This is a genomic window from Streptantibioticus silvisoli, from assembly GCF_027947535.2.
In the GTDB taxonomy this organism is placed as follows: domain Bacteria; phylum Actinomycetota; class Actinomycetes; order Streptomycetales; family Streptomycetaceae; genus Streptantibioticus_C; species Streptantibioticus_C silvisoli.
Genome location: NZ_JAAGKO020000039.1, coordinates 1 through 16,028, shown reverse-complemented (window position 1 = coordinate 16,028; position 16,028 = coordinate 1). Strand labels below are relative to the sequence as shown.

Sequence of the window (16,028 nt, the reverse complement as noted above, 5' to 3'; positions counted from 1 at the left end):
AGCGGAGCGCACCCGCGGAGCGACCCGTATACGAAAACCGCCCCGCCACCCGGTTCAGGGGAGCAAACCCGTTGCCCGGGGCATGTATGTCATGTACGGTTCAGCCGCTCTCCATGTCTTGGTGGTCGGCTCCACGTTCTACGCGCGGAGAATCGGCACCCGCACGGACCACGGTCACCCCACCCGGAGGTAGGACGGATGCTTGGGACACACAGACACCTGCGCGGCCTGGTCGGCGGCGTGGCGGTCGTAGCGGCGGTGGCGGCCGGCGCGGCCGCGCACGCCAGCGCGGCCCCGGCCCCCGCGGCCAACGGCGCCGCGGCCCCCGCCGCGACGACGCAGAAGGTGCTCTTCGACGACACCAAGGCGGAGACGGCCGGCAACGCCGACTGGATCATCAGCACCAGCATCCCGGACCCGACGAAGCAGAACGCCTCGCCGTCGAAGGAGACCGACTGGACCGGTGCGCTGTCCGCCTGGGGTGTCGCGCTCCAGAAGACCGGCGACTACACGCTGGACACCCTCGGTTCCGGCAACACCATCACGTACGGCACCGGTGGCGCGCTGGACCTGAAGAACTTCAACACCTTCGTGCTGGACGAGCCGAACAACCAGCTGTCGGCGGCCGAGAAGACCGCGGTCATGCAGTTCGTGCAGAACGGCGGCGGGCTGTTCCTGATCTCGGACCACAAGGGCAGCGACCGCGACAACGACGGCTGGGACTCCCCGCAGGTCATCCAGGACCTGATGTCCAACAACGGCGTCGACAACAACGACCCGTTCGGTGTCAGCGACGACGACCTGGACATCTCCTCCGGGACGCCGACCGCGATCAACGACTCCAGCGACCCGGTGCTCAACGGCTCGTTCGGCAAGGTCACCAGCAGCGAGATCGACTCGGGCACCACCTGGACGCTGCACCCGTCGGACAACGCCAACGCCAAGGGCCTGCTCTACACCTCGGGCTCCAGCGGCAACACCGGCGTGTTCTTCGCGACCAGCACCTACGGCAGCGGCCGCGTCGCCTTCTGGGGTGACTCCTCCCCGGTCGACGACGGCACCGGCGAGTCCGGCAACACGCTGTACAACGGCTGGAACACCGACTCCAACGCGGCCCTCGCGCTGAACGCCACCGCGTGGCTCGGCGGCGGCTCCTCGGGCGGCGGCACCGGCGGTACGACGGCCGGCTCCACCACCGGTACGACGAGCGGCACGACCTCGGGCACCACGTCCGGTACGACCAGCGGCACCACCGGTGGCACCGGCGGCTGCACCAGCGGCCAGCTGCTGACCAACCCCGGCTTCGAGTCCGGCACTTCGGGCTGGACCGCGACCAGCGGCATCATCAACACCGCCACCAAGGAGCCGGCGCACACCGGTTCGTACAAGGCGTGGCTCGACGGTTACGGGAAGGCGACCACGGACACCGCCTCCCAGTCGGTCTCCATCCCGTCCGGCTGCACCACGGCGAACGCCAGCTTCTGGCTGCACGTCGACACCGCCGAGACCTCGACCAGCACCGCCTACGACACGCTGAAGGTGCAGGTGCTCAACAGCTCCGGCACCGTCCTGGGCACGCTGGCCACCTTCTCCAACCTGAGCCACAACACCGGTTACGCCCAGCACACCTACAGCCTGGCCGCGTACGCCGGGCAGACCGTGACGCTGAAGTTCACCGGTGTCGAGGACGCCCAGGACCAGACGTCCTTCGTCGTGGACGACACCGCCGTCAACGTGAGCTGACGCGGTACCGCATCCTGTTCCTCACCGGGGACCCGGACGCGTGTCGGGCACCCGCCCACCGGAGGCGGTCCCAGCCGGTCACCGGCCTGCGCCCGCCGCGCGATCCGGAGGCCGTCGATCTCGACGACGATGACGGCGGCCAGGACGAGTGAGTCCGGCACGCGGCGCGGCTTCGGCATCGTGAGGGCCGCGGATGGATGACCAGGAAGTCAGGCTTCATCGCAAGCGCAGGCGCGTATTATCGACCAGCGCGCTTCCAAGCATCGATAAATTCTCGATAAAGGAAACGTTGGAAAGGCTGGGCTCCTGTGAAGGAGAACTGCTTGCCCAGTGTACGAGCCCCGAACCATAACCCGCTGACCTTTGGAACACCCGGAGCAGCCTCGGCAACAGAGGCGACGGTGCCCACCAGTTCCCGCTCGATGTCGGACAGTTCGACGCGGCGTAGCCCGAGGCGTTCTAAAAGCTGCCTTTTGACGTTATCTATGTCACGCGCCAGGCGCGCGTAGTCTTCGTCGGTCACACACTGCTGCACAGCTCGTCGCAGCTCCGCTGCGCGCTGCCGGTAGTCCCTGATACGTCCGACGACAATTTTGGTCCACTCTTTGTCGCTGTGAGTGCCGACTTCATCGCGAGCCCACAGGCGCCCACCCAATAGAGGTAGTTCCAGCTGAAGCAGACGCACTCGGTGGTGCTCATTGCGTTCGGCTGCCTGTGCAATTGTAGTGTGAATGCCGCGCACAGTCTGAATAAGATCGAGCACTTGATCTTTGTCGGCGCCTCCGCGGGTCATGTCGAAAGTTAGAGAAAAATCGCGACGCATGGGGTGGGACTGATATGAGATGCCCAATGCCTCCGACCGCGCGCGGTATTTCATGCCCCGGGCCAGGGTAGCCATGAGGTATCGTCCCTGCCCGGGAGCAGTGATATCTTCCAGTGCTTCCCCCAAAATAATTGCAGCTGCTCTGGCCCATTCACCAAAGGCATCTTCCTCTACGCCATCGAGAGTAGGGATGCGACGTCCATGATGGCCCGTGGTTGAGCGGACCTGTCGCTCTTGGAAGGCGCTCCAGTCCCGAATGCGGGCCGATAGAGCGTTTTGGCCACCGACTGTTGCTGCATCGCATGCGAATGTGTGCTCAACAAACCGGGCCATGCTGGAGATGCCGTGTACGCCTTGCAGGTCGTGGATCGCCGCCGCTTCAAAAGTCGTGGCAGTACGTAACTGGCTGTCGTCCAGGCGTAGAGGGCGGAGCAAGTGGGCGTCCATAAGGGTGCGTAAGAGCAACGGTCGTTCGCCGAAATCATCCGGTCGTGGATCTGCCAGGATCGGGTGCGCGACGTGGATCTGAGACATAAAAATCAGTGACTGGATCACCTCGACGAAGCACTGTCGCGCGAATGGGTCTTCCGGAGCGGTTCGTCTATTCTGAGACAGTAAAAAATCTTCAGCGCTGATGAGCGAAGTAACGTCTAGTACGACGCCAGTATCTGGCTGCCCCGTGCTCATCCGCGCATGGCCTTCAGGAGCCAGTCCACGGACTCGGGGCGGCCGGTGATGTCGGAAGAGAAGACAGGTGTTGCCGCGCTGAGGAACTCCGGATCAAGCGGGATTTCCTTGCCTTGTTCAGTGCAACTTCGCAGCCCGGCTGCCTTGGCCAGACAGAGCCCCGCCGCGCCATCCCATAGTTTCTGGTGGCGGCGCCAGAACAAGTCGAAGGGAGGCAATGCCGGTGTCGTGAGGTCGCTGAGATCCAGGGTGGTCCGAACCATGTCAATGGTTTGCGACGTGGTTCCGCTCTTAACCGTCAGGCCCGCCTTTTTAGCAGTGGTATCGAACTCGGTCCGATCCTCGTCCGCGCTCCGCGTGGCTGATACGTGGCCGCTGAGCCCACGGAAAGGTGCGCGTAGCTCGCCGCCAACGCGGATTTCACGGCGTGAGGCATCTGCCGTGACGATGATTGGTTGTCGACCAGTAGCCAACTCGGGTGCCAGTACGAATGCTGCGGAGGGCTGCCAATCCTCGAGCAGGCAGACAACGGAACAAAATTCCGTCCGCTCCGCACGAACGAATTCTGCGGTGCCGTCAATGGGATCGACTACCCAGACTCGCCCCTCAGATGCTCGAACGTCCGTGCGAGTCTTGGTGCGTTCATCCTCCTCGGCAATCACCACTGCACCTGGCTCCAGCTTGCGAATGGCGGCGATGATCAGATCTTGGACCACCACATCAGCCTCAGTCAGCAGCGTCCGGTCATCCTTCACCTCTACTGGTAGATCTGCCAGGCGGGCACGGTAGTCGCTGAAGACCGGTAGCAGTTGGTCTTCCAAGGCGGTCCAGAGCATGGTGACGGACGACATGGCTGTGAGGCCCCCAAGCCGATCGCAACAGTGAACTGACGACCAGTCTGGCATCGTCGGACGTTGGGCAACACCAGGCGTCAGGTGCCAGTAGGTCCCGAACTTCGGGGCTGTAAATGTGGCGCAAGAGGTACACGGAGCGAGCGCACTCGCCGAGACCATCAACGGACACCGCAGTGGCTTCGGCACACTCAGAAGCCGTCTCATTGCGCGAGTCTGTGGTAGTGGATAAAGGCTTTTAACACGATCATGGTTGGGCTCGTTTGAGGCGCCTTCAGCAGATGAGTGCGCATGCGAGGGAGACGAAAGCATTGTGGAGTTCGGTGCGTCGTGCCCGGCGGACGGCGAGGCGATTGAACTGGCGAGCGGGGTGAAGGTCTGCTCGACGACGTATGGGAGCTTGCCCGGTCCGTGGACCTTGGCCTCTCCACGGCGGGAGATGACGGGCAGGATTTCGCGTCTTCGCAGTTCAGGCGGTTGGTTTGGGAGCCGTAGCCCTTGTCGCCGAGGAGGGCGTCGGGGTGTCCTCGGCGGCCGGCGGGACGCGGTGCAGTCGGTCGAATTCCGCCCCCACCGGTCAGACCGCCGGCCGGGGGTCCTGCGACGGGAGCGGGGCCCGGGGTGAGCCTCCGCTGTCCGTGCGCGTTCCCGGCCCGGTTCCGGAGGCGTTCCTGCCGCGCTGCGCCCACCACAGCCCCACCGTCCAGCACAGGGTGACCGCGCAGGACGCCGCCAGGACCAGTGGGATCGTGGTGGTCCCGTGCGAGCCGACCAGGGTCTGCACCACTGCGGGGACCACGGCGTTGCCCAGCATGCAGCACAGGGTCAGCACGGACGTCGCCCGTTGCGGGACCCTGGCGAGGCGCGAGACCCAGGTCACCAGGGTGGGCAGCACCGGTGCCAGGCACAGGCCGGCCAACGGGTAGGCCAGCAGCGCCAGATGGGGGACCGCGGCCAGCGTCAGCATGCCCACCGCGGCGGCGAGGTGGAGCGGCAGCAGGGTGCTCGGCGGTACCCGGTGGGTGAGCCGGGGCAGGACGAACCGGCCGAGCGCCATCCCGGCCCAGAAGCCCGAGGCCGCGGTGGTGGCCGCCGCCGCGCTCCAGCCGGTGTTGACCAGCTGGGTGGACTGCCAGGTGCCGACGCTGGTCTCGGTCCCCGCGTAGAACAGCCCCACCGCGAGGAACAGCACGAACGACCAGCCCAGCCGCTGGGCGGCACCGGACGGCTGACGTGCTGCCGGCGAGGTGCCGTCCCGCACTTCCACCGGACCGGCGTCTGCCGCACCGGACGGCTGACGTGCCGCCGGCGAGGTGCCGTCCCGCGTCCCGGACGGCTGACGCGCGGGCGCCGGGTCCTCCAGCGCCACGCCGGCCCGGTGGACCAGCACACAGGTGAGGGAGACCAGGCAGGCGGCCAGGGCCAGCACGCGGATGTCGAACCGCCCGGCGAGGCCGGCCGCCAGGGGGCCGAGCATGGCGCCGACGCCGAACACGCCGTTGAGCCGGTTCACCATGACGAAGCTGCGCTCGCCGAACCCCCGGGCGAACGCGGTGTTCAGCGTGAGCGTCATCCCGCCGTAGCCGACCCCGGCCACCGCGGCGAACGAGACGTACGACGTCCAGCCGGCGCTCAGCCCCATGCCGGCCGTTCCGGCGGCGAGGAAGACGAGCAGGGCGCCGATGACCAGCCGCATCCTGATCCTGCGGCCGAGCAGCCCGATCGCGGCGGTGGCCGCCAGCGCGCCGAAGTTGTACAGGCTGACGATGTCACCGACCGCGTGGCCGGAGCCGAAACGCTCCCGCAGGGCGGGGAGCGAGGCGCCGATCGACGCGGTGAACGCGCCGAGGAGGAAGAACATGCAGAACGCGGAGACCACCGCGGACCTCGCCATCCGCGGTCCGGGCGCGGCCTGCCACGTCTCGACCGGAACGGCGGGCACCGCGGGGCCGCGGGCCGGGGCGGCCTCACGCATGGCGGCCCGACACTTCCCGCACGACGACGCGGATCGGAACGTCGAGGCCGTCGAGCAGGACGTCGGACCCCGACCGCCCCGACCCCGCCGCCCCCGCCGCCTCCGTCGACAGTCCCTCCGCCGACAGTCCCTCCGCCGACCGCGTCGACAGTGCCGTGAAGTCGACCGTCGTCGCGACGGCGCCGGCGGCGAGCAGTTCGCCGCCGCCGATGCCGACGCAGAGGGCGCCGGCGGCCACCGCCGACGCCACGCCGCTGACCGAGTCCTCGAAGACCAGCATCCGGGCCGGGTCCATGCCCAGCCGGCGTGCCGCCATCAAGTACGGGTCCGGGTGCGGCTTGCCGCGTTCCACGTCGTCGCGGGTCACCACCTCGGGGAACAGGGTGAGCAGGCCCAGCCGCCCCAGCGCGTTCTCGATCTTGCGCTGCCAGCTGCTGGTCACCAGTACCAGGGGCACGCCGAACTGCGCGAGCCGTGCGGCGATGGCGTCCGCGCCCGGGACGACGGAGTACGCGGCCTCCTCCTCCACCGCGTCCACCTCCGCCCAGATCGCCTTGCGTGCCGCGTCGGAGTGCTCGGGGAAGAGCATCCGGACCGTCTCGGCGCCGGTGCGCCCGTGGACGTAGCCCTCGACCTCGGCGGAGTCCAGCGTGCGCCCGTGCCGGCGTGCCACGTCCCGCCAGGCGTTCTCGATCACCGGCCTGGAGTCGATCAGGACCCCGTCCATGTCGAAGACGACGGCCTCGACGTCGAGCCCGGTACCGGCTTCCCCTTGCATGTGACTCCTGTCCGAGTGGTGACCCGCCAACAAACGGTGATCAGCTGACAACCGGTCGGGCCGGCTGCGGTCAAAGCGCCTTGTGCACCAGATAGACGTCGTCGATCAGCAGGAGGTCGATGACGTCGTCCTGCAAGGGGTCCAGCGCGTCGCGGTGCGATCCCACGATGGGCTCCTCGTGCTTGTTGAACGAGGTGTTGACCAGGGCGGCCTGACCGCTGCGCTCGTGCCAGCCCATGAGCAGGCTGTGCAGGAACGGGTCGTCCTCGCGCCGCACGATCTGCGGGCGGGCGGTGTTGTCGGTGTGCACCACCGCCGGGCAGGTGACCGCGAACTTCTCGTGGCACGGGTAGGTGATCGTCATGAAGAGCGCCGACGGCTGGTCGGGCGCCCAGCCGACGTAGCAGTCCTCGGCGAGTTCCATCGCGGTGATCGGCGCGAAGGGCATGAACTCCGTGCGGTTGAGCCGCTTGTTGAGCCAGTCGTTCATGGTCACGTCGTGGGTGCTGTAGACGACGCTGCGGCGGCCGAGCGAGCGGGGGCCGAACTCCATCCGCCCGCGGTAGAGGCCGACGACGCGGTCGTTCGCCAGGGCGTCCAGCAGTTCCTCCTGGAGCCCTTCCCCGACCCGGCGGAACTTCAGGTCGGGGTAGTCGCGCAGGATCTCCTCCAGCTGTCCCTCGGAGATCGCCGACTCCGGCCCCAGCGCCATGGACGGCACGCGCGGGCGCTTGCCCTCCTCGCGGTGGTCCACGATGACGGCCGTCTGGAGCGGCAGCCCGCCGTCGCCCATGGGAGGCAGCACGTAAACATTGCTGACACCGGCGGTCTCGAAAATACGCTGGTTGAGTTTGACGTTGGCGAACACTCCGCCCGACAGGCAGACGTTCCCACTGGGGACCTGGTCGATGTGCTGCGCCACGATCGCCGTCAGGAGGTTTTCGATGTGGCGCTGCGCGGCGGCCGCCACGTCCGCGGGGGAATGCTTGGCGATCTCGGCGAGCAGGACATCGGAATAGCCGTTGTAGGACGGCTGGTAGAAGTCACCGCAACGCGCGCGCAACGCGCCGCCCTCTTCGATGTCTATCATCTTGCGCATCAGCGGAAGGAGCTTCTCGGGATCTCCGTTGGCCGCAAGACCGGTTATCTTGCCCTCGTGCCGGTTGGGCTTGTATCCCAGCAGCTTCGTGATACGGCCGTAGAAATACCCCAGGCTGTCGATGGAGGTCTCCCGCCGGAGGACCTCCTCGCCCTCGGGGGAGTATCTGGTGACCGTCAGGGACTGGAAGTCACCCCGCCCGTCGCAGGTGACGACGAGGGCGTCGTCGAAGGGCGAGCAGAGGAAGGCGCCCAGCCCGTGCGACTCGTGGTGGTCGACGTAGACCGTCCTGTCGCGCAGGCCGTGCTCGTCGACGAACGCGTCGAACTCCCCGCGCTTCGGCTTGTCGTTGCGCATCTCGTCGGCGATGCGCTTGCGCAGGTGCGGCAGGGCCTCGGGACGGGCCAGCGCTTCCTCGGAAATGCGGTCGACGTAGAGCAGCAAGTGCTTGTCCATGTCGAATCCCGCGCACCATCCGTAGGCGACGCGGTCCACTTCCGAAAGGGAGACACCGGCCTCACGTAAGACGTAGGCGATCGACTGCTCGGGCCAGGTGCTGTGGTCCTTGATGCGGGAGAACCGTTCCTCGCTGACCGCGGCGACTATTTCTCCGTCGCGCACGATGCACGCTCCGGCGAGATCATTGTTCGTAATTCCGAGGACAATCATCGGATGACCCTTCTGCGGCACGAATTCCGGGATATCCGGCCCCCAGAACGGTCGGGCCGGACGGTGAGCGGACGGAACGCTACCGGCGGATGTGGACCCGAGCAGTCCGCAGCAAATGGATCTGGCCAGTCCGTATACAAAATCCGGGCGATCACCGGAGAGACAGGAGGTGAAGCCTCACTTACGGTGAAGACGGGATGGAGGCTGTGAAAGAGCTCAGGAGCCTGGGGCGACCGAGTGAGGGGGGGTAGATCACCCTCAGTGATTGTCCAGAAGTGATTGAGCGTCAGGTTTCGCCCGCCACCACCGCGCCGACGTGCCCGGGAGCGGCTGCGCCACTCGCCGACGGCCACGGCGATTACCGATGATCCTACCTGGGCATTCTCATGGGTCACGACGCGCTCCACGCCGTCCGAACAGGGCTCGAACGCGCGGAACGGTGTGACACCGGCGGGGGACGACTTCCCCGTCCGGGCTGGCATATGCGGCACCGCCGTCGGCCTCCGTGCCCCGGGGCGGACGCCCGTGGGGGGCGCTCGCCAGGCTACTTTTCTACTCCAGTAATTTTACTCCGTGTGTCCATAGTCACTCATTTGGCCCCTATGATCGGCGGTGAGTGATGTTGCGACCTGCGGAACGGGAGGCGGAGTCATATGCCGGCGCGAGCGAGGGTATTGCGACCTGAACGATCGGCCCGGGATCTGTTCGGGGCGGAGATGAGACGGTGCCGCGAGCAGGAGGGCATGAGCCTCGAACGCCTCGGCGGCATCGTGGGGTTCAGCAAGAGCGTGCTGTCCAGGGTGGAGACGGCCGACGCCATGATGGCGCCCGACCTGCCGGCCAGGTTGGACGCGACGTTCCACACGGGCGGGCTGTTCCAGAAGCTGTACGCCCTGGCCCGCAAGGAGGTTCATCCGGATCAGTTCCGGCGCCGGATGGAGTTGGAGGCCCGGGCAAGGACGATCCACGAGTACGCAGGTCAGTTGGTTCCGGGCATCGTGCAGACCGAGGAGTACGCCCGTGCGCAGTTCAAGAGCGGCAACCCACGGGCGACACGGGACGAGATCGGTGAACTGCTGCTCGCCCGGATGCTTCGGCAAGGTGCAGTGCGCGAGGCTGACCCCGCACCTGATGTGGCCCTGATCCTCGACGAAGCCGTACTGCGCCGTTCGTACGGTGGGCCGAAGGTGATGCGGGGTCAATTGGAGAGGCTTGCCGATATGGCGTTCACCCCCACCAGCACGGTTCAGATTCTGCCGTTCACACACGGCGAGCACGCACTGGCTGGTGGCACGCTGGCGCTCTGGACCATGGACGACGGCACGCAGGTGGCGTACGAGGAGAGCATCACCACCGGTACGTTGATCGAGGACGCAGACGTGGTGAAGGCCCATCGACGGGCCTACGATCTGTTGAGGGCGTGTGCCCTGTCGCCGCGAGATTCTGCGGCGTTCATCCGGTCGGTGATGGAGGATCTACCAGCATGAAGACCAGCCCTGACCTCTCCTGCGCCCAGTGGGTCAAGTCGTCGTACAGCGCCAACGGCGGTGGTAGTTGCGTCGAGTGGGCCCCCGCCTTTGTTCCCGTCGGTGTGGTTCCCGTTCGTGACAGCAAGGCGCCCAGTGGCCCGGCGCTCACGTTCACCCCGCAAGCGTGGGGGGACTTCGTGCGCGCGGTCGCCGGGGGAGAGTTCGGCGAGGTGTAGCCACGCGGTGGTGGCTGACGGGCGTCGCGATTCTGCGCTTTCTGGCGGATGTCGCGACGCCCGCTGGTGTTTACGCTCTGAGTACGTCCCCTGCCGCCGTGTGATGCGGCGGCGTTTCATCCGTTCGGTGACGGAGGAGCTTCCACCATGAAGACCAGCCCTGATCTCTCCCACGCCCAGTGGGTCAAGTCGTCGTTCAGCGGTAACGGCGGCGTCAACTGCGTTGAGTGGGCCCCCGCGTTCGTCCCCGCCGGCGTGGTTCCCGTTCGTGACAGCAAGGCGCCCAGCGGTCCGGCGCTCACGTTCACTCCGCAGGCGTGGGCAGACTTCGTGCGGGCGGTGGCGGGGGGAGTTTTCGGCGAGGTGTAGCCACGCGGTGGTGGCTGACGGGCGTCGCGATTCTGCGCTTTCTGGCGGATGTCGCGGCGCCCGCTGGTGTTTACGCTCTGAGTACGTCCCCTGCCGCCGTGTGACGTGGCGGCGTTCATCCGGTCGGTGATGGAGGAGCTACCAGCATGAAGACCAGCCTGGACCTCTCGCGCGCTCAGTGGGTCAAGTCGTCGTTCAGCGGTAACGGCGGCGGCAACTGTGTTGAGTGGGCCCCCGCGTTCGTCCCCGCCGGCGTGGTCCCCGTTCGTGACAGCAAGGCGCCCAGCGGTCCGGCGCTCACGTTCACCCCGCAGGCGTGGGGGGACTTCGTGCGCGCGGTCGCCGGGGGAGTTTTCGGCGAGGTGTAGTCACGCGGGGATGGTTGTAGGCGTCGCGATTCTGCGCTTTCTGGCGGATGTCGCGGCTGCCGCTCGTGTTTTCGCTCTGAGTATGTCCACTGCCGTCGTGTGACGCGCGGCGGCGTTCATCCGTTCGGTGACGGAGGAGCTTCCACCATGAAGACCAGCCTGGACCTTTCCCACGCTCAGTGGGTCAAGTCGTCGTACAGCGCCAACGGCGGTGGCAACTGTGTCGAGTGGGCCCCCGCGTTCGTTTCCGCCGGTGTGGTTCCCGTTCGTGACAGCAAGGCGCCCTGCGGTCCGGCGCTCACGTTCACTCCGCAGGCGTGGGGGGACTTCGTGCGGGCGGTGGCGGGGGGAGTGTTCGGCGAGGTGTAGTTACGCGGTGGTGGCTGCGGGCGTTGTGGTTCTGCGCTTTCTGGCGGATGTTGCGGCGCTCGCTGGTGTTTACGCTCTGATTGTGTGCCTTGTCGTCGTGCGATGCGGCGGCGTTCATCCGTTCGGTGACGGAGGAGCTTCCACCATGCAGACCAGCCCTGATCTCTCCTGCGCCCAGTGGGTCAAGTCGTCGTTCAGCGGTAACGGCGGTGGCAGTTGCGTTGAGTGGGCCCCCGCCTTCGTTTCCGCCGGTGTGGTTCCCGTTCGTGACAGCAAGGCGCCCAGCGGTCCGGCGCTCACGTTCACTCCGCAGGCGTGGGGGGACTTCGTGCGCGCGGTCGCCGGGGGAGTTTTCGGCGAGGTGTAGTCACGCGGGGATGGTTGTAGGCGTCGCGATTCTGCGCTTTCTGGGGGATGTTGCGGCGCTCGCTGGTGTTTACGCTCTGAGTGCGTGCCCTGCCGCCGTGTGACGTGGCGGCGTTCGTCCTTTCGGTGACGGAGGAGCTTCCACCATGAAGACCAACCCGGACCTTTCGCGCGCCCAGTGGGTCAAGTCGTCATACAGCGGCAACGGCGGTATGAACTGCGTCGAGTGGGCCCCCGCGTTCGTCCCCGCCGGTGTGGTTCCCGTTCGTGACAGCAAGGCGCCCAGTGGCCCGGCGCTCACGTTCACCCCGCAGGCGTGGGGGGACTTCGTGCGCGCGGTCGCCGGGGGAGAGTTCGGCGAGGTGTAGTCACGCGGTGGTGGCTGACGGGCGCAGGTCGAGCCCCTGAGCACCGTGTGGCAGGCCCAACAGTCGGGCCGGCGGTCACGTCCTCCGGGGTGCCGGCATCTCCGGGCAGTGACGCCGGCACCCGGTCATGCCGTTGATGGAGGCTTCAGACCTCGGCGGGGGCGAGAACGTTCTCCACCCGGGCCGTGGGAAGGCGCAGCACCGTGCCGATGTCCTCGGCGTCCCATCCCTGCGAAGCCAGCAGGCGGACAGCGGCTCGGGCCGCGTCGCGCTCGGCCTGTTCCGCGAGAGCGCGGTTCAGCCGGGCCTGGGTGAGGGCGCGGATCGCGGTGACCGCGTTCTGGTCGGCGGGCTCGACGGAGACGATGACGGTGCCGGGGGCCGCCTTCAAGTCCCGGGGGACCCGGGCGACCAGGGCTTCCTCCATCTCGTGCCACGTTGCCGCCTCGGCATGTGCCGAGAGCCCGTCAGGGAGGCCATGGACCTCCGCCGTCCAGACCTCGGCATCTCGGCGGGCGGTGGCTGGGTACGTGACAGCCTCGAGGGGAAGATCATCGAGGTTTGGATCAATGTCCGGCTGCTGGAAGACCATGTCGAAGAATTCAAAGGCCATGTCGATCCCGTTCGCTGTGTTCGCCGCACTTTGCGTGTCGAGGCTATAGCGGAGACGGGAGGCTTCCGCTCGCTTCGGCCAGCGGAAGCCCTGATCGGGTGATCGCGGGAAAAGGCCCGGTCACCTCACGGTGGTAGTCTGCTTCGACCCCAGGCACTTCTTGGTCTGTCCCTGGGCTGTGTGGACCGGGGCCTTGGCGCCCGGCTTGACCCCCTCCTGAGGCTCTCCACAAAAGCGGCAGTAACTCAACGCCATGATCACACTCCTTCTCTGCATCGCGCGCACGGCGACTTTGCAGGTCAATGAGCTGCAACGAGCGAAAGCGCCGGCCAGGGAAGGCGATCGGACGACCTGAAACGGTCCGAGGAACGGCATACTCACGTTCGTTCTGGCGGACAAAAATTCGCCCACGATGAGCATGCGCGAATTACTGATCCACTATGAGGACGTCACGACAAACGGCCGGAAACCCACGGAACTCGGGACGGCGCAGTGCTGGCGGGTCCGCTGGGAGCATTGGGGCGATGGATCACGCCGCCGGTTCCATCGCACGTTCGGGCGACGTGCCGGGCAAGTAGTGCCGAGGTGTTCTGCCGTGCCGGCGCGGCTTCGTCGGCCACGGGGTAGCAAACGGGCCCTCGACGGCCCGCTCGGCCGCACCCTCTGTCCGGTGACCGCGCCGCCGCGCCCCGCCTCAGGCCGCGGTCGCGGCCTTGATGAGCGGCACGTCCCGCGTGAACATCTTGAACCCGACGCCGTAGTACAGCTGCCGCGCCTTCACGTGCCCCGGCGCGCCCAGGCAGGCGACGGTCATCTGCCTGGCCCCGGCCGCCCGCGCCAGACGCATCCCGTGCAGGAGCATCGCCCGCGCCAGCCCCCGGCGCCGGTAGTCCGGATGCGTCCCGACCGGCTCGAACTCGGCGGTCGCGTTCAGCTCGTCGAGCCACATGATCGCCGAACACGCCATCGTCCCGTCCGGTGCCTCCACCAGGACGTGCAGGTCACCGCGGTACGGCGCCGTCGCCCTGACGCCCTCGTAGCTCTCGGCCGTGTACGGCGAGGGCGCCCAGGCGGCCAGATGGGCCCGCACCACGGCCTCGGGGCCGGCCTCGTCGGCGTTGCGGAACCGGAACCCGTCCGGCAGGACCGGCTCTTCGATGTCGGTGAGGTCCCGCTCGTTGAGCTGCGTCCAGGACCCCTCGTCGCCGAGCGACTCCGGGTCGGTCCGGTACCCGTGCGCCGCCCACCGCTCCAGGGCGAACTCGTCGACGGCGTTCGGCAGCAGCGTACGTTCCAGGCCCGCCGCCGTACGGTCGTACCAGTCGATGACCTCGTCAACCAGTTCGGGGTGGTCGGGATGGACCTGGTACGCCAGATAGGCACCGTTGACGTCCTTCACCGACCCGTCGTTGCGCCGCACCCGGCGCGGCAGCGTGAGCCAGGCCCACGCCACCAGCTCCCCGCCGGAGAACCACAGCCGGCGCGGCCAGGTCGCACCGGCGGCAGCCTGCCCCTTGCCCCAGATCCAGGCCAGCTCGCCGTACGACGCGTCGCTGTTCACCAGATCCGGCCGGACGGCGGTGACCCGCTGCGCCAGCCCCTGCATGAGCCGCACGTCCGCAGCGTTCACAAGCTCGATGTTCGCCATAGCGGGTCACTGTGACAGCCCTCCCCATGGCCGTCCAACCGATTTCCGGGGGTGCCGGGCGGTGGGGGACGCGGGGGTGCCGGGCGCGTCGGGGCGCGTCCGTCAACGTGCGTGCCGCCGGGGTAGCGCGAACGAGGTCGCCGCGGTCGCCAGCAGCAGTACCGCCGAGATCAGCATCGTCAGGTGCAGTCCGGCGCCGAACCCGGACCGGTGCGCGACCAGCACGCCGAAGCCCGCGACGGCCAGCGCCCCGCCGACCTGCCGGCCGGTGTTCAGCACGCCGCCCGCCATGCCCGCGCGGTCGGCGGGCAGGTCGTCGAGCATCGCCGCGACCAGCGAGGGCACCGCGAAGCCGACACCGGCACCGAACGGCACCAGCGCCACCGCGATCAGCGGCAGCCCGGTGTGCGCCCCCGTGCCGAGCAACGCCAACGGGCTGACGGCGGCGACCAGTTGACCCGCGATGATCGGCACGCGCTTGCCGAACCGGCGCCCGGCCCGCGCCGAGAAGACGTTGCCCACCGCGATCATGCCGGTCATCGGCACGAACAGCAGGCCGGCGACCACCGCGGACCTGCCGAGGATCTCCTGGAAGAACAGGCCGAGCACGAACACCGAGCCGTAATAGGCGGCGTTCAGCGCGAAGCCGACGGCCACGCTCACCCTCACCACCCGCGACCGGAAGACGCCCGGCGGCACCATCGGCTCGGCCACGCGCCGCTCGACCAGCAGAAACGCCGTCGCCGCCAGCACCGCGAGCACCAGGGCGCCCAGCACGAGCGGCCGGCCGAATCCCGTGGCGCCGCCCTCGATCACGCCGAACGTCAGCGCGGCGAGCGCGATGACCGCGGTCGCCTGCCCCGCCGGGTCGAAGGCCGCGTTCCGGCGTGGCGAACGCGCCGCCCGGCCGGCGACCACGAGCGCGGCGAGGCCGACCGGGACGTTGATCCAGAAGATCCACCGCCAGCCCAGCGCACTGGTGAGCACGCCGCCCAGCACCGGCCCTGCCGCGATCGACACCGCTCCGCCGACCGACCACAGCGACAGCGCCCCGGCCCGTTCGTGCGGGTCGTCGTACGCCTGCCGGACCAGGGAGAGCGAGGTCGGCAGCAGCACCGCCGCCGCGGCCCCCTGCACCAGCCGCGAGCCGACCAGCAGTCCGAGCCCGGGCGCGAACCCCGACGTCACCGACGACAGCGTGAAGACCGCCAGGCCGACGGCGAAGACCCGCTTGGCACCGAGCCGGTCCGAGATCGCCCCGGCCGACAGCAGCAACGCGGCGAACATCAGCGTGTAGGCGTCGACGATCCACTGGAGCCCGGCGGTACTCCCCCCGAGCGCCCGCCCGATCGCCGGCAACGCCACGTTGACCGCGGAGGCGTCGAGCCCGACCAGCACGGTGGCGGGCAACGCGGCCGCCAGGGCGGAGGGACGCCGTGGTGGGTGTGCGCGGCTGGGAGTGGTGGGTTGCCGGGTGGTGGGGTGGTTCATTCGGTGGTGTGGAGGGTGTCGGTGATCCAGTCGGTGATGTCCTGGGTCATGAGGGTGGGGTTGTTGAGTTGGCAGTGGGCGTCGGCGCCGGTGGCCTGGTCGTAGA

16 protein-coding genes are annotated in these 16,028 nt (G+C 67.9%); 8 read left to right on the top strand and 8 right to left on the bottom strand.

The window, feature by feature from the left end:
- Window positions 1-198: 198 nt before the first annotated feature.
- Window positions 199-1,743 (top strand): hydrolase, encoded by a 1,545-nt coding sequence (locus tag POF43_RS23375; RefSeq protein ID WP_271323263.1) that lies wholly within the window; start codon window positions 199-201, stop codon window positions 1,741-1,743.
- Between the two features lie 238 nt (window positions 1,744-1,981).
- On the opposite strand, the gene POF43_RS23370 is transcribed toward POF43_RS23375, so the two are convergent.
- The 5 genes from POF43_RS23370 to POF43_RS23350 all read right to left on the bottom strand — a co-directional run bounded on the left by POF43_RS23370 (window position 1,982) and on the right by POF43_RS23350 (window position 8,625).
- Window positions 1,982-3,121, bottom strand: coding sequence for a hypothetical protein (locus POF43_RS23370; RefSeq protein WP_271323264.1), 1,140 nt, complete (start codon window positions 3,119-3,121; stop codon window positions 1,982-1,984).
- A 128-nt stretch (window positions 3,122-3,249) separates the two neighbouring features.
- A complete protein-coding gene (locus tag POF43_RS23365) occupies window positions 3,250-4,104 on the bottom strand; it encodes an inositol monophosphatase family protein (protein WP_271316896.1) in 855 nt (284 codons plus the stop codon).
- A 577-nt stretch (window positions 4,105-4,681) separates the two neighbouring features.
- On the bottom strand, window positions 4,682-6,079 hold the full coding sequence (locus tag POF43_RS23360) for an MFS transporter (RefSeq protein WP_271323265.1): 1,398 nt from the start codon (window positions 6,077-6,079) through the stop codon (window positions 4,682-4,684).
- A complete protein-coding gene (locus POF43_RS23355) occupies window positions 6,072-6,857 on the bottom strand; it encodes an HAD family hydrolase (RefSeq protein WP_282704734.1) in 786 nt (261 codons plus the stop codon). Before POF43_RS23355 ends, POF43_RS23360 begins: the two co-directional genes overlap by 8 nt.
- 70 nt (window positions 6,858-6,927) lie before the next feature.
- Window positions 6,928-8,625 carry a carbamoyltransferase family protein gene (locus POF43_RS23350; RefSeq protein ID WP_271317374.1) on the bottom strand — a complete coding sequence of 566 codons (1,698 nt, stop codon included), beginning with the start codon at window positions 8,623-8,625 and terminating at the stop codon, window positions 6,928-6,930.
- Window positions 8,626-9,278: 653 nt separating this feature from the next.
- Here POF43_RS23350 and POF43_RS23345 point away from each other — a divergent pair.
- The 7 genes from POF43_RS23345 to POF43_RS23315 all read left to right on the top strand — a co-directional run bounded on the left by POF43_RS23345 (window position 9,279) and on the right by POF43_RS23315 (window position 12,170).
- Entirely contained in the window at window positions 9,279-10,112 is an 834-nt protein-coding gene (locus POF43_RS23345) for a helix-turn-helix domain-containing protein (RefSeq protein ID WP_271323267.1), read from the top strand.
- The gene (locus POF43_RS23340; RefSeq protein ID WP_271323268.1) at window positions 10,109-10,330 is read left to right on the top strand and encodes a DUF397 domain-containing protein; all 222 of its coding nucleotides are present in this window, start codon (window positions 10,109-10,111) and stop codon (window positions 10,328-10,330) included. The genes POF43_RS23345 and POF43_RS23340 overlap by 4 nt, the downstream gene beginning before the upstream one ends.
- Window positions 10,331-10,477: 147 nt before the next feature.
- Entirely contained in the window at window positions 10,478-10,699 is a 222-nt protein-coding gene (locus tag POF43_RS23335) for a DUF397 domain-containing protein (protein WP_271323269.1), read from the top strand.
- Window positions 10,700-10,845: 146 nt separating this feature from the next.
- On the top strand, window positions 10,846-11,067 hold the full coding sequence (locus POF43_RS23330; RefSeq protein ID WP_271323270.1) for a DUF397 domain-containing protein: 222 nt from the start codon (window positions 10,846-10,848) through the stop codon (window positions 11,065-11,067).
- Between the two features lie 147 nt (window positions 11,068-11,214).
- Window positions 11,215-11,436 (top strand): DUF397 domain-containing protein, encoded by a 222-nt coding sequence (locus tag POF43_RS23325; RefSeq protein ID WP_271323271.1) that lies wholly within the window; start codon window positions 11,215-11,217, stop codon window positions 11,434-11,436.
- A 145-nt stretch (window positions 11,437-11,581) separates the two neighbouring features.
- Entirely contained in the window at window positions 11,582-11,803 is a 222-nt protein-coding gene (locus POF43_RS23320; RefSeq protein WP_271323272.1) for a DUF397 domain-containing protein, read from the top strand.
- 145 nt (window positions 11,804-11,948) lie between these two features.
- Complete coding sequence (locus POF43_RS23315; RefSeq protein ID WP_271323273.1) at window positions 11,949-12,170, top strand: DUF397 domain-containing protein; 222 nt, start codon at window positions 11,949-11,951, stop codon at window positions 12,168-12,170.
- Between the two features lie 145 nt (window positions 12,171-12,315).
- On the opposite strand, the gene POF43_RS23310 is transcribed toward POF43_RS23315, so the two are convergent.
- The 3 genes from POF43_RS23310 to POF43_RS23300 all read right to left on the bottom strand — a co-directional run bounded on the left by POF43_RS23310 (window position 12,316) and on the right by POF43_RS23300 (window position 15,922).
- The gene (locus tag POF43_RS23310; RefSeq protein ID WP_271323274.1) at window positions 12,316-12,783 is read right to left on the bottom strand and encodes a hypothetical protein; all 468 of its coding nucleotides are present in this window, start codon (window positions 12,781-12,783) and stop codon (window positions 12,316-12,318) included.
- Between the two features lie 694 nt (window positions 12,784-13,477).
- Window positions 13,478-14,431, bottom strand: a complete 954-nt coding sequence (locus tag POF43_RS23305; RefSeq protein WP_271323275.1) for a GNAT family N-acetyltransferase — start codon at window positions 14,429-14,431, stop codon at window positions 13,478-13,480.
- 102 nt (window positions 14,432-14,533) lie between these two features.
- The gene (locus POF43_RS23300; protein ID WP_271324739.1) at window positions 14,534-15,922 is read right to left on the bottom strand and encodes an MFS transporter; all 1,389 of its coding nucleotides are present in this window, start codon (window positions 15,920-15,922) and stop codon (window positions 14,534-14,536) included.
- Window positions 15,923-16,028: the final 106 nt, after the last annotated feature.

What these genes read in the sequence shown, in the direction of transcription:
- POF43_RS23305 (WP_271323275.1), bottom strand. Translation starts at nt 14,431, where the DNA reads ATGGCGAACATCGAGCTTGTGAACGCTGCGGACGTGCGGCTCATGCAG.
- POF43_RS23320 (WP_271323272.1), top strand. Translation starts at nt 11,582, where the DNA reads ATGCAGACCAGCCCTGATCTCTCCTGCGCCCAGTGGGTCAAGTCGTCG.
- POF43_RS23340 (WP_271323268.1), top strand. Translation starts at nt 10,109, where the DNA reads ATGAAGACCAGCCCTGACCTCTCCTGCGCCCAGTGGGTCAAGTCGTCG.
- POF43_RS23375 (WP_271323263.1), top strand. Translation starts at nt 199, where the DNA reads ATGCTTGGGACACACAGACACCTGCGCGGCCTGGTCGGCGGCGTGGCG.
- POF43_RS23335 (WP_271323269.1), top strand. Translation starts at nt 10,478, where the DNA reads ATGAAGACCAGCCCTGATCTCTCCCACGCCCAGTGGGTCAAGTCGTCG.
- POF43_RS23325 (WP_271323271.1), top strand. Translation starts at nt 11,215, where the DNA reads ATGAAGACCAGCCTGGACCTTTCCCACGCTCAGTGGGTCAAGTCGTCG.
- POF43_RS23315 (WP_271323273.1), top strand. Translation starts at nt 11,949, where the DNA reads ATGAAGACCAACCCGGACCTTTCGCGCGCCCAGTGGGTCAAGTCGTCA.
- POF43_RS23345 (WP_271323267.1), top strand. Translation starts at nt 9,279, where the DNA reads ATGCCGGCGCGAGCGAGGGTATTGCGACCTGAACGATCGGCCCGGGAT.
- POF43_RS23355 (WP_282704734.1), bottom strand. Translation starts at nt 6,857, where the DNA reads ATGCAAGGGGAAGCCGGTACCGGGCTCGACGTCGAGGCCGTCGTCTTC.
- POF43_RS23365 (WP_271316896.1), bottom strand. Translation starts at nt 4,104, where the DNA reads ATGTCGTCCGTCACCATGCTCTGGACCGCCTTGGAAGACCAACTGCTA.
- POF43_RS23360 (WP_271323265.1), bottom strand. Translation starts at nt 6,079, where the DNA reads ATGCGTGAGGCCGCCCCGGCCCGCGGCCCCGCGGTGCCCGCCGTTCCG.
- POF43_RS23330 (WP_271323270.1), top strand. Translation starts at nt 10,846, where the DNA reads ATGAAGACCAGCCTGGACCTCTCGCGCGCTCAGTGGGTCAAGTCGTCG.
- POF43_RS23350 (WP_271317374.1), bottom strand. Translation starts at nt 8,625, where the DNA reads ATGATTGTCCTCGGAATTACGAACAATGATCTCGCCGGAGCGTGCATC.
- POF43_RS23310 (WP_271323274.1), bottom strand. Translation starts at nt 12,783, where the DNA reads ATGGCCTTTGAATTCTTCGACATGGTCTTCCAGCAGCCGGACATTGAT.
- POF43_RS23300 (WP_271324739.1), bottom strand. Translation starts at nt 15,922, where the DNA reads ATGAACCACCCCACCACCCGGCAACCCACCACTCCCAGCCGCGCACAC.